Origin of the sequence: Methanobrevibacter oralis, assembly GCF_001639275.1 — an archaeon.
Taxonomy (GTDB): Archaea; Methanobacteriota; Methanobacteria; order Methanobacteriales; family Methanobacteriaceae; genus Methanocatella; species Methanocatella oralis.
In genome coordinates, this window is sequence record NZ_LWMU01000066.1 from 1 (window position 1) to 15,401 (window position 15,401).

A 15,401-nucleotide genomic window follows, 5' to 3' on the forward strand; every position below is an offset into this window, starting at 1 on the left:
TCACAACAAGAAAAACAACAACTAATATTTAAATCTTTTCACAAACACAACAGAAAACACAAAAAGAATCAAAGAAAAATAAAAAAAACTAAAAAATATGTCAAAGAGCTAACAAATTGACAGTCCCATTATGTTATGGAGACTTTTATAATGTCTTTTAAAAATAAAAAGATTAATCTTGTATTTTTTGCACTGATTTGTTTTACAATATTACTATCATTTTCTTTTGCTTGTGCAACAGAAGATAATGTAACATGTGATACTCTCAGTGTAGATATGAATAATTCAGTAAATGAAATGTCTTATATTTCAATTGATGATTCACAAAACTCTAATAGTTTTTATTCATCTATTGATGATATTGATACTGCAAAATGTATATGTGTGGATGAAAAAGAAACAAAAAATCTTATTGCTGCTCCTTATAGTACATCAGATTCTATTGAGAAAACCCAAAATAATTTAAGATCACCAACAACTCCCTTTGTTATTGAATCTAATGGTCATAGTTTTGCTACTTTAAGTGATGCTTTGACTAATTGTAGCGATGGTGATACTATTACTATAAAAGAAGGTACTTATAGTGGTGCTGGTAATATTGGTGTTGAGATTAATAAGAATGTTGTTATTTCTGCTGCTAGTGGTTGTAATGTTGTTTTTGATGCTAGGGGTGTTGATAGTAATATTTTAACTATTGCTGCGAATAATAAGGTTGCTCTTGTTAATTTAGCTTTTACTGGTGTTAAGAATACTAATACTCGCTTTGGTGCTGTTGTTAGTCATGGTAATTTAAGTGTTAAAGGTTGTACTTTTAAATTTAATACTGTTCTTGTAAAAGGTGCTGGTGGTACTAATGGTGCTGCTGCTATATTTAGTGATGGTATTGGTTTAAGTATTAGTGATTCTAGTTTTGTTAATAACACTGCTTCTCCTGTTAATATTACTACTCATATTAATACTGGTGGTGTTGCTGCTGTTGCTTCTTGGGCTTCTAGTGGTGTAAGTATTGCTAATTGTAGTTTTATTAATAATACTGCTCGTTATGGTTCTGCTGTTGAGTTTGAAGGATTGAATCAGAAAGCTGCTGCTGTTGTTGATTGTAGTTTTATTAATAATACCGGCTATATTGGGGCGGGTATTAATATAAATGATGCTTGTGTTTATGTGAATATTACTGGTTCTACTTTTGTTTCTAATAAGGTTAAAGGTCCTCAAGGCGCTCCTACTACTGGTGCTATGGGTGGTGCTATTTGTGCTGGAAATATTCCAGTTACCGTTGAAGTTTCTAAGTGTATATTCGAGAAAAACAAGGATGATGGTTCTGCTGGTTCTTCAGGTGGTGCAATTCGTTTAGCTAATAACGTTTCTGGTATTATTAGAAATTGTAGTTTTGTTGCTAATAGTGGTAGGTATGGTTCTGCTATTAGTATTGGCACTATGTATAATGATACTGCTTCTTTAATTGTTGATAATTGTATTTTTGAGGGTAATACTGCTGCTACTGCTGGTACTGTTGAAATTGGTAAAGGAATTTCTGCTGTAATTAATGATTCTATATTTAGAGGTAATGTTGCTGGTGTTGAAGATAGTAGGAATATTTATAAAGGAGGTTCTGAGAGTGTTGAGATTTCTAATACTCGATTTGATACTGTTATAAGTTTTGCTAGTGATGTTAGTGATGATATTGTTTACGGTAATGTTAAAACTGTTAGAGTTTATGTTGATGACGGTACAGGCAATCTTAATGGTGATAAGAGTGTTGTTTTAAGTTATGATGGTATTGATTTGGATCCTGCATCTGTTGTGGTTCTTAACGATGGTAAAATGGGTGTTGATATTAATTTACCTATCCTTGATGTTGGTGAACATAGACTTGCAGTTGTTAGTTTAAATTCTAATGGAAATACCTCCGCTATTGAAAATGTTAAAAGTTCTTTTAATGTAATTAAAGCAGATGTTAACATAGGAATTAACGAAGATTCTGTAATTTACCCTAATGAAGGTAATATTAAAATTACTTCTAATGTTGATGGTTATTACACAGTCATTATTAATGAAGTGGAAAGTATTGTTAAACTCATTAATGGTTCTGCTAATCTTAAAGTTCCTATTTTAAATGTTGATATTTATGATGTAATTGTTGCTTTTGATGGAAATGATAATTATAATGCTAAAAGTATAACTTTTACTGGAGCTTATGTAGTTACTAAATCAAATGTAACATTAAATATCTTAGTTTCTGATATTCATGTAGGTGATGAAGAAGTAATTGTAGTTAATGTTCCAAATGATGCAACTGGAACTATAAATATCACAGTTAATAATGCTCAATATAATAATATTGAAATTGTAAATGGTAAAGTTAGTTTGCTTTTAAATGATTTATCTAGTGGTAAATATGATATCAAAGCTATTTATAATGGTAATGATAACTATTTACCAAGTAATGTAACTAATACTACATTCATGGTTTATAAAAATAATATTACTTTTGAAATTGAAGATAAATTAATTAATCATGGCGAAACTGCAACATATGAAATTATATTATCTAGTGATGTAACTGGCAATATAACTATTAAAATAGGAAATAAAACATTTAATGGAACACTTACAGGAGGTAAAACAACTATTGATGTAACCGGGTTCTCTGTTGGTAATTATACTGTTGTTGCAATTTATTCTGGAGATGATAAATATAATTCTGCAAATTCAAATACTGCTAAATTAAACATAGCAAAATATGATATGGAGTTAGATGTTTCAATTAAAGATGGAGTATATGGGGACAATGCTACTGTAACAGTTAGTGTTACTGATGATGCTACTGGTAATATAACCATTAAAATTAACAACAAATCTATTATAAAAGGAATTGTTAATGGTAAAGTTGTCTTTAATATATCTAAGTTAGCTGCAGGGTCATATGATGTATATGTAACATATAGTGGTGATGTTAAATACAATATTGCTAATGCTAGTGATATTTTAACTATTTCAAAAGCTACTGCTAATATTAATATCGACAATAAAGAAATTAACATTGGTGATAAAGTTAATTATGAAATAACAGTTCAAAATACTTACACTGGTGATGTAACAATTTCTATTGGAGATATTTCCAGAACAATAAATGTTGAAAATGGTATTGCTATAATTGAATTAGATACTTCAAATCTTGTTGCTGATAAATATCTTGTTAAAATTACTTATGCAAATGATAAAAATTACACTAATGCAGAAAACGCTGCTTTACTTAAAGTTAATAAATTACCTTCTGAAATTAATGTTTTTGCTAATTCAATTAGTGTAGGTGATAATGCTGAAATTATTGTAACTATTTCCGATGAGGCTACAGGTAATGTAGTAATTAAATTAGGAGATTTTACATATTTAGTTGAGATTATTGATTCTAAAGCTAAACTTAATATTAATGATTTAGCTGAAGGAACATACAGTGTAATTGCAAAATATTTAGGAGATAATAAATTCTTAGCAAGTGATGAAGCTTCAACTATATTTACTGTATCTAAATTATCTTCATATTTAATGAATGCAAGTTCAAATGATATTATTGAAGGACAAAATGCCAATGTAATTGTAAATCTTCCAAGTGATACAAAAGGCGATGTAAAAATCACAGTTAATAATCGTGAGTATACTGGCACTATTAATAATGGTATTGTAAGATTTGAAATTTCAGATTTGACTATGGGAAGTTATGATGTTGCTATTAGTTATGATGGTGATAATAAATATGCTCCAATCTCAAATACAACTAAAATTAATGTTGAACCTCGTAAGAATATTAGTATTAATGTTAATGACACTACAATTCCTATTACTGGAGGTAATCTAACTGCTATTCTAGTTGATGAGAATAACAATCCAATTCAAAATCTTAATGTTAGTGTAATTGTTGATAATGCCAATAAAGAATTTGAAACTGATTCAAATGGTAAAATTACCATTCCATTAAATGATTTAACAGAAGGTAACCACAGAATTTCTATTAAATTTAATGGTAATGAAGCATATAACTCAGTTAATACTACTGTTAAAGTTACAGTAAACCGTCTTAATGTTAAATTAATAACTGAAGATTTATTCATGAATTATGGTGATGGATCTAAATTTAAAGTTAGATTAATTGATTTAGATGGTAATCCTATTAAAGGTGAAACAATTACTTTAGCTCTTAATGGTGGTATTTACACTAATATTACTAATGATGAAGGTTATATAGAATTCACTGTTAAAGATAAAGCAGGAATATATGCTGCAGTTTCTTCATATGGTGGAAGTGAAATATATAACCCAGTTTCTAATGAGAGTAAAATTGATATTAAAGTTCCTATTAAATTAACAGAAAATAAAGATATTACAATGTACTATAATGATGGTACTGTATATAAAGTTCGCTTAATTGGCGAATATGATAAAGCTCTTTATGGTCAAATTGTTAAAATTACAATTAATGGTGTAATTTATAAAGTCAAAACTGACAATAAAGGTTATGCTAAATTGAAAGTTAACCTTGTTCCAAAAACATATAGAGTTACTAGTGAATATCAAGGAATTAAAGTATTTAATAAACTCGTTGTAAAACAAGTTTTATCTGCTAGTTCCAAAACTGTTAAAAAAGGCAAATCCTTTAAATATACAGCTAAGTTAATTGATAAAAAGAAAAAACCAGTTTCTGGTAAAATAATCTCTTTCAAATTCAAAGGAAAAACATACAAAGCCAAAACCAATTCTAAAGGAATTGCTAGTGTTACTCTTAAGAGTAAAAGTTTAGGAAAATCAACTATTGTTGTCAAATACATTAAAGACAGCATTAAAAAAACAATTAAAACCAAAAAATAGAGATTTTATTTGATCTCTATTCTTTTTTTATTTTTTAAACCATTTTTATACAAATTATATACCAATAATTTTTTAAAATTTATATACTACATTATAAATATACAATATCATCTCAAAAGATTTTTATTCTTTATCATCTGGGGTTGATATGGTGAAATTTTATAGAAAATTGTATATATTTTTAATATTCTTAATATTGCTATTTTGTATTGGTAGTGTTAGTGCTGATGATTTGGATGTAAATGAAACCTTAAATTCTCATTCATTAAATTTAAATGAAATTACATCTCAAGATGATATTGATGATTATTCAATAGATTATCAAGATTCACTTAAAGACGGCTCAAATACTATAATTGTTGAAGATTGGAATGAATTGAAGTTTTATGCTTCACTAAACGATAAAAATTACATTGTTAAATTAAAAGAGAATACTAATTATTATCCTATTGATTTAAATAATAGTGATAATCAGATTATTATTAATAATAATCTTACTATATTAGGTAGTACAGGTTCTTATATTGGTGATGTGTCTTCTCAAGCAAGAAATATAACATATGCTCCTATTATTGTTCCTGATAATTCAAAAATTGGTATTACTCTTCAAGGTGTTACTTTTAAATGGATTTCTCTTTCTTATGATCCTGATGGAGTATTTTTAAGAATGGGAGGTAATACAACAAATTTAATTAAAGATTGCTATTTTGAAAATATCAATACATCAATAGGTCATTCTTCTATTGTTTATATTAAAAGAGGAGATGCTACTTTAGATAATTGTACTTTTATTAATAATAATAACGCATTTGGATGTGTTGGTATATATGATCCAGATGATAATCCAACTCAAATTTGTACTAGTGCTAGAATGATAGTAACAAATTGTTATTTCGAAAATAATTATGCCTCAACTGAACCTGGTGGAATAAATAATTGTGGAGTATTAACAGTTTATAACACAACATTTTATAAAAATAGGTCACGTTGGTGGGCTGGTGCAATTCATACTCATGGAGGGGCTAATACAACACTCTACAATTCAAAATTTATTTCCAATGTTGCTGGTTGGAATGGTGGTGCATTATATACTTATAGTTATCTACAAATATACAACTGTAGCTTTATAGGTAATAATTGCACTACTAACAATGGAGGAGGAGCTATTGGGGCTTGTTTGTACTTGCATAGTCCATATATTTACATTGAAAATTCACTATTTGAAAGTAATGAAAATTTATGTTGGGCTTTAACAAATGAATCCACTACAGGTCTTGGTCGTGGAGGAGCTATTTCTATCATGGATAAAGGTTCTCTTACAGTATTAAACTCAACATTTATTAAAAATAGTGCTTCAATTGGTACTGCTATATGTGCAAATCAAGCACATGGATATGGATCTCCAGATGTGTATCTTGTTGGAAATAAATTTATCAATCATACAAGAATAGGTGATGTTTTAATAATAGATTTAGATCCTAGTTCTATATCTGAAATCCATGGTAATTATTATATTAATAATTCGATTGAGTTTACTAAATTTAAAATTTCAAGTGATGAGTTTGTCATAGACTCTAAAGTAAATGTTTATATAGATGCATCTTTACTTTATCCAAAAAGTTATGATGGAGATATTTTAGATAAAGCAGAGTATGATGTATATATTAACGGAGAGTATTCTAAAAAAGTCACAGGTTCATCATTTCAAGTTGATGTTGGTGAGGGGGAACATCCTATTGTTTATGTTATATCTAGAATAACAAATCAAAAATCTAATGAAATTTTAGTAGGTGCTCCTTTAGAATATATTTATCTTTCTCAAAGTTTGGGAAATGATGAAAATAATGCTTCATCAAGAAAAAACCCTGTAAAAACTCTTAAACGAGCTATTGAATTAGCTAATAGAACAGGTTTGATTATGATTATGGATGGGGTATTTGATGAAAACAATATTACAATTAACTATAATTTAATAATCATTGGTGAAAATAATAGTTCTATTGTTAATTCTACAAATTTTAATATTAACAATGTTTCTGTAACATTTAAAAATTTAACTTTTTTTAATTTAAATGGTTCTACTAGTTTTATTTATCAAAATGAAGGTCAATTAATAATTGATGATTGTACATTTGAAAATAATTTTATTAATAAATTAATTGTAGCTAGTGATATTGAAGTTATAAATTCAAAATTTAAAAATAATACAGGTATTTTAATTAATGTAGCAAAGTTCGATATAACTAACTGCATTTTCGATGAAAATAATGCTACAAAAATGCAAACACATTCTTTAATTTATTCTAATAATAAAGGGCAAGGTTCAATAGATAATTCAATTTTTATGAATAATTTAGTTAAAGATGGATGTATTTATATTAAGAATAATAATGCAAATTTAGATGTATATAATTCGTTATTTTTAAATAATTCTGCAGCATATAAACAACCAAATTTAAATCATGCTTCTTGTATTGGATTTAATGGGGGTTTATTTAATATTAAATCTTCAATTTTTTTAAACAATCATGATATAGGCACATCATCATCTATCATTAATTTTAAAGGAAATGGTGCAATTATTAAAAATTCAATATTTTTAAATAATTCATATGCACATAATAAAGGTTTAATTATTTCAGATATTTCTAATTTTATAGCTAATGGGAATTGGTGGGGAAATACATTAAATAATTATTCAACTTGTCCAAAAATGGATAATAATATTGTTTGTGAAAATTGGATTATATTAAATGCTTATTCAAATGCTACTTCATTAAATATTAATCAATTAGCTCAAATAACATTTGATTTTAATAATGTATATGATAAAAATACTAGTAGTATTATTTTATATAATGCTAAAGAGTTTCCTAATTTAAACTTAACAATTTCAACTATTAATGGAAAAGCAGATTATAACTCTATTAGTATTGTTAATGGTAAAGCTAAAATAAAGTATAATTTAACAGATTATGATGATGGCGTTATTATTGCAAGTTATAATGTAGTAAATGCATCTGTTTATTTTAATTTTACTAAAATAAATCCTGAAATTCAAATTAATGGATTAAACATTACCTGGGGTGATGTTGCAAATATTACGGTTAATGCACCTTATGATATTAATGAAGAACTTATAATTAATATTAATAATCAAAACTATACTCTAAATCTAACAAATGGTAAAGGATTTGTCATGATTCTTGATTTGCCAATTGGAAAGTATAATTTGACTCTTTATTATTCTGGAAACATTAAATATGAAAATATTATAATTTTAACTTCATTAACTGTAAATAAGTTAATTCCTGAAATGATAATTAATGTTGATGATGTTAATGTAGGATCTGATGTTGAAATATTAGTTAAACTTCCAAATGAAGCTAAAGGTAATGTTACTCTTGTTTTAGGTAATATAACCGAAAATAAAACATTAGTAAATGGTGAAGCTTCATTTATATTATCTAATTTAAAAGCCAATAAATATAATCTTGTTGTTATCTATAGTGGTGAGGATTATTATTATGGAATTGAAGCAAATAAAACATTTTTTGTAAATAAAATTAATTCAACTGTAGCTATTGAAATTAGTGATGTTGAATTTGGCTATGATGTTAATATAACAGCTAAAGTTTTGCCAGATGCAACAGGTAATGTTACAATTAAAATAAATAATGAAGAACATGTTGTTGATATCGTTGATGCGAAAGCCATATTTACCATCAATTCGATTACCTCAGGCGATTATGAAGTCGTTGTTATTTATAATGGGGATGATAAATATTTAACTAGCCAAAATCAAACATTGTTTAGTGTTAATAAAATAAAATCTAATTTTACAATTAAAATTAATGGAACGACATATGGAAATAGTACAACTTTTGAAGTTACTTTAAATAATGGGGCTACTGGAGATGTAACTATTATTGTTGATGGTATTGAAAAAATGATAACATTAAAAAATTCTAAAGCCATAATTATATTTGATGCTTTAAATGCAGGGATTAAAACTGCTAAAATAATATATTCTGGAGATGAAAATTACACAAAAAATATCACAAGTATTTCATTTAATATAAAAAAGGTGATTGCTAAAATTAATATAATTGCTGATAATATAATGTTAGATCATGATGAGGTTATTAGTTTTACTAGTCCTAATACATTAACGGGTAGTGTACTTATTACTGTTGCAAATAAAACATTTAATAAGACAATTGGATTTATGGGTCGTATACCTCAAATAACTTTGTCTGATTTACCAGTTGGCTATTATAATGTTAGTGTTAATTATTCTGGTGATTCCAATTACTTAACTGCGGTTTATAAATCTAATTTCACTGTACAAGATTATGAAACTCCACAGTTCCCTCAAGAAGGTTATGATGGTCAAAATTCAGGTAAAATACCTTATAATAGTGATAGTAATGCTAACAATATTACTAATTTTGAATTTGAGGGTAATTATTCTTCAATGGTAATTGATGCTAAAGGAAATATTTATATTTCAGCAGGAAATAAAATTTATTCCTTTTATAGTAATGGTACTCAAAGATGGATTTTTCAACCTTGGGGTATAGATTCATTTTCTGGTTTAGCTATTTCTCGTGATGTTATTATTGCTCCAAAACCAGGAGATACATTATACTTTATTAATGCTACAACTGGTAATAAGTATGGTAGTTCAAACATTTATCAAGGCTCAAGTAAGTTTGCTCCTGTAGTTGATTCAAATGCAAATATTTACATTGCTAGTGAATATCAGTATTCAGAAAGAACTTATTATTTAGTTATAATTCCATATAAAAGTTGGGAATATGGAGGGGAATTAATAAAAATTGAGACTGGTGATGCTCCAATTAGTGCTCCAGTTCTTTTGCATAATGATTTAGTAGCTATTAATACAAATAATAGTATTAAAATTATTAATATAACTTCAAAATCAGTTATAATCTCAAAAGGGGATGTGAATGTTAGTGCTAGACCAATTGTTAGTTCTAGCAATATAATTTTTGTTTTTGATAAAAATTCAATTGTTGCAATGTCTGTTGGGGGTGTTGAAATATGGAAAGCAAATGTAACAGGTGGTGTTGGAAGCAATTTAGCTATTGATGATAATGGTGGAGTTATTTATTCTGTTAACTCAGAAGGGGTTTTATATAAATATGATATTAATGATGGTGGAAAAAGTTCGGTATTTGCTAATATAACTGAAAAATTCACTTCTAACGTGTTAATTGATAATAATGGAAATATTTATGTTGGAACTCAAGAAGGGATGTTCTATGCTTTGTCTAGAGAGGGGGAAGTATTATGGAAAGCTAATCTTAGTAGTTTAAGTAATGTTCAAGCCATGAACAGAGATGGGATTGTTTATGTTCATGATGGATTAAATACAATAAAAGCATTAGCAAATGGTCAAAAAATTGAATCAAACATAACTGCGAATACGTCTGATGTAAATTATGGAAGTCCAATCATAATTGATATAAATATTGATGATGAAGCTACAGGAAATTTAACTTTTATATTAAATAATGAAGAGTATATTGCTAAAATTAACAATGGTCAGGCAAAATTTGTTATTAAAAATTTAACTAGTGGAAATTACAGTATTAATATGAAATATAGTGGAGACTTAAGATTTAATCCATCAAATAAAATAATAACATTTAATGTTAAAAAAATAGATATTCAATTAGCTATTGAATTCGATAATCTGATTGTTGAAGATGAAATAGCTATTATTAATGTTACATTAGATTCAAATGCCACAGGAGATGTTGTTTTATTTATTGATGGTAAAAATTTAACAAAAACGATCAATAATTCTTTTGTTACTTTTGAAGTTTCTAATTTAACTTTTGGAATATATAATTTCACTGTTACTTATGTGGGAAGTATTATTTACAATGCTAAAAGCATATCTGATTCACTTACTGTTAAAGAAAAGAAAAATCCATCGTTTAACATAAGTAAAACTACTTATGGTGAGTTTAATATTACTTTAAATGATGATAAAGGTAAGGGTATTGCTAATGAAAATATTACTTTAATAGTTGAAAATAATTTGATAACTTCTAAAACAAATGAAAATGGAGTAGCTAGTTTTAATTTAGATTTAAATGTTGGTAATCATAAAATTATTGTTAAATTTAAAGGAAATAAAGATTTTAAATCAATTACTTTAAATTCAAGTCTAAATGTATTATCTACAATAATTGTTCAAGATTTAATTAGAGGATATAATAGTAAAAATGACTTCCAAGCTACTTTTTTAAGTAAAGATGGAAAAATATTGCAAAATACCAATATTACTTTTAGAATAAATGGTAAAAATTATGAGGTAACTACAAATTTTAGAGGCATTGCTATATTAAATGTTAAATTAGCTATTGGAAAGTATGTTGTAATAGTAATTAATAATTTTACTGGTGAAAAAAGCTCTAAAAACTTAGAAATATCAAAACGTTTACTTGAAAATAAAGATATGACTATTTATTTTGGATCAGGTAAGTATTATAAAATTAAAGTAATTGGAGATAATGGTAAAGTTGTTAAATCAGGTGAAAAAGTTATATTTAAAATTAATAAAAAAACATATATTGTAAAAACTGACAAGAAGGGTTATGCATCTTTAAAAATCACTTTAAATCCTAAAAAATATTTAATAATTGCTGAGTATAAAGGATATAAAGTAGAAAATAATATTGTTGTAAAACCAATATTGACTGCTAAAAATATTTCTAAGAAAAAATCTAAAACAATTAAGTTTAATGCAAAACTTGTTAATGTTAAAGGAAAAGCATGGCCTAAAAAAGTAATTAAGTTTAAATTTAAAGGAAAAACATACAAAGTTAAAACCAATTCAAGAGGTGTCGCTACTTTAAGTTTAAAAAATTTAAAAGTTGGAAAATATACAATTTTTTCAATTTATGGTAAATCTAAAATTAAAAACACTGTAAAAATTAAAAAATAGGAGTTTATTCCTATTTTTTCTTGTTGATTTGGGTTATTATCATAAATTTTAGCTTTATTTTGAATTTAATATTCAAAATATTTTTTTTTAATTATAATAATTACATTTTATTTAGAGTTTAATATTTTAATTGATATTATTCTATTTTTTTATCAAAATATTTTGACAAAATATAAATATTAAATAAATATACATATTACTATCTTAATTGATTAAATATTAAGGTGATTTGTTTGAAATTTAAATTGTTAATGCTTTTTAGTCTTGTACTAATTGCAATAATGGCGTTAGGTGCAGTTAATGCAGCTAATGAAACGGTAACTGTTGAGGATTCACAAGATTCTCAGCTTTCGATTGATCAAACTGAAGCTAATGGTGGTGAAGCCCTTGTGGATGAAGTTGCTATTAGTGATGTAAGTAATCTTGATGAAAATGATAATTCTTTGAGACAACCTAATAATGAAATTAATAGTGTGCGTGATTCTCCAGTTATTATTACGCCAGAGAATTACAAAGATTATCTAGAATATGGTACATTCATTGTCGAATATGATAATGTTGTATTTAAAGGAAATTTTTCTAATATTGAATTAGATCATGAAGAGGCAATAATTGTTGCTCATTCAGCAAATATTTCTGGTGATGGGGCTATTTTTAATAATATTTGTTTTCATGTTCATTCTAGCAATGTTACAATTGAAAACATAACTTTTATTTATGGTGGTGCTGGTCATACTAATGCATTAATAAATGTTTATGAGGATAATGTTAAATTAAATAATTTAAATATAAATTATACTCTTGTAGATAATGACTGTCAGGTAAATGTAATTTACTTTAATTCTAAAAGGAATATTAATTTAACTAATTCTAAAATATTTTTTGAAAATCATGCTACTCGTGATGCTACAAAATATATGAATGCATTAAATATTTATGAATGTCAAGATATTTTAATTGATAATAATACATTTAATTCACGTTATCCATTTTTAACAGTAGAGAATTATAATCAAGAGTATTATATGATGGGATTAAGTTATATAAATCCAATTTGTATCTATGAAGGAAATAATATTAAATTTACAAATAATTATGTAAATACTACCCCTAATAATCATTCTGGAAGTTATCCTACACTTCAGAGTTTATATATTGTAGGTTCTCATGATTGTTTAATTGAGGGAAATAAATTTTTCATGATTGATAATCTTACTCCAATAGGTGCAAATAATTATTTATATGGAATTAATTTTGGATATAATCATAATTTAACCATGTCTAATAACGAGTTTTTAATGTTTACAAAAGGTGGAATTGATTCAAATGGTGCTGCTTATCCATTCCAAGGCGTAGAATCCGAAGTGAAAATTATAGGAAACAAAATTAAAAGTATTTCTAATGGTCCTAACTTAGGAATTTATGTTGCAAGTATGTCTGGTGGTTCTTCTGAACTCTACATTGCGGATAATTTTATTAATATCACAGGTCTTGCAGTTACTCATGCTTGGGCATTAGTTTCAGGTATTGAAATTCAAAATGGTCATGCAGCTATTTATAATAATACCATATACACTTACAATATAGGTGAATATGACGATAATAATAATATTTATGGTATTAGTTATGCTCAATTTATGTATGGAGACCGTTCGTTTGATATTAGAAATAATACTATCTTTACTGAAGGAAAATATGCTATATCAATTATCAAAACAGATAATTCTAATGTAACAAATAATTATTTAGTAGCTCATGAATTAGATGGTGATGATTGTGTAATTATAAAAAATGGTGTAAATAATCTAATTTTAAATAATGAAGGTATTAAATCTAAGGTTAATATGACTATTAATGCAGCTAATGTTTTCATGGGGTCTAATGCTACAATTTCTGTTACTTTAAATAGTGAGAATGTTACTGGCAATATTTCTTTAATAATCAATGGTGTAAATATAACCAAAGCTATTGAAAATTCCAATGTCCAATTTAATATTAGTAATCTAATACTTGGGGTGAATAATTTTATTATTGCCTATTCTGGAGATGAAAAATACAAGTCTTGTAAAATAAATTCTTCATTAAAGTGTTTAGATGGTATTGTTAATAATGTAACTTTCCATGATTACTTTGATGAAACTGGTAATTTATTAGATATTGTTCCAAATGGTGCTACTTTAGACTTCAGAGGTAATTTTATAGCTAGTGCAGATGCTAATTATACTATTGCTATTCTCAAACCAATTAATATGATTTCAACTACTAAAGATGCATTTATTGATTTACATACATCTGCAGGTAGTTTATTTGGTGAAAATCCAGGAAATCGTTTTGCTATTTATAATGGAGGTTCTGGAACTAATGTATCTGACATTATATTCCATAATACGCAAGTATGGGTTGAAAATGCTCATCATGTTATTTTAAATAATATAAGTGCAATAGTTGAAGATGCAAGAGTTGGATCTGGTGTTGGAGCTACTTCCATTCGAGGTAATTCCTCCTATGTAACAGTTAAAAATTCATATTTCTACACAAGAAATAATGGCGGATCAAGTTCATTAGTAATAGCTGGTGCTAATTATTGTATTTTTGATAATAATACTGTAAGGGGAGTTGGAAATGTAGGTAATTTAATATATTTAACTACTTATAATACAGGTCTTCCTACAGGTTCAATTGCTAATATTGGAAATACAATTATAAATAATAAAATGTATGGGCCAGATACTCCAACTGCAATTTGTTGGGGATTTGTAATTACTGGCGTAAATACAACCTTTGCTAATAATTATATTAATTATAGTGGTACTGGTGTTAATCCACAATGGGGTGCTTCTAATACAAATAATTTAACTATTTGTAATAATACTTTAGTAGGTGGAGCTAGTATGAACCTTCCAGCAGATACATATGCTTATAATAATACAGTTAGTGGATCATTAACTGTTTCATCAGGTTCTATTATTTATAATAGTACAGCAAATGCATTGTATATTTCTGTTGGTGGAAAAGCAATAAATATTACTGTTGCTGGAAATACTGCAATTAATGGTGCAAATACTCAATTATCAAACTCAATTCTCAATGGATCAGTATCTTTTGGTTCATCAGCAAAAAATACAACTTTTATTAATAATACTGTTTTTAATGCTGTTGGGGTACAATCTGACAATAATGTCATTTGTGGAAATATTATTAAAACTGTTGATACTTATGCTATTGTTTTAGGTTCTAAGAAAAACAATAATGTTACTGAAAATTATTTATATGCTCGTAGTAAATATGGTGACAATGCAGTTAGTTATAGTGATTCATCAAATATAGTTAAAGATAATTGTCCTATTGGTGTTACTAATTCTACTTTCTTTAATTTCTTTGATAGTAATGGAGTATTATTGAATAATAATTCATATGATGAATTGGTATTTTTAGGTGATTTTTCTGGTTTAGGTGTTAATATTATTAATTTAAATAGGAATATTTCGATTTTAGGTAGTAATGCTGTATTGTATGATATGGGTTTTTTAATTAGTGCTTCTGGTGTTGTTTT

Annotated in this window: 2 protein-coding genes and 1 pseudogene; all 3 read left to right on the plus strand. The window is 26.5% G+C overall.

What is annotated here, in order from left to right:
• Positions 1-150 precede the first annotated feature (150 nt).
• Positions 151-4,866 carry an Ig-like domain repeat protein gene (locus MBORA_RS05450; protein ID WP_063720350.1) on the plus strand — a complete coding sequence of 1,572 codons (4,716 nt, stop codon included), beginning with the start codon at positions 151-153 and terminating at the stop codon, positions 4,864-4,866.
• Between the two features lie 148 nt (positions 4,867-5,014).
• Complete coding sequence (locus tag MBORA_RS05455; protein ID WP_063720351.1) at positions 5,015-11,848, plus strand: Ig-like domain repeat protein; 6,834 nt, start codon at positions 5,015-5,017, stop codon at positions 11,846-11,848.
• Between the two features lie 233 nt (positions 11,849-12,081).
• Positions 12,082-15,401: pseudogene (locus tag MBORA_RS05460) on the plus strand (hypothetical protein); the annotation flags it as partial.

Coding starts and splice junctions, on each gene's coding strand:
- MBORA_RS05450 (WP_063720350.1), top strand. CDS start 151: ATGTCTTTTAAAAATAAAAAGATTAATCTTGTATTTTTTGCACTGATT.
- MBORA_RS05455 (WP_063720351.1), top strand. CDS start 5,015: ATGGTGAAATTTTATAGAAAATTGTATATATTTTTAATATTCTTAATA.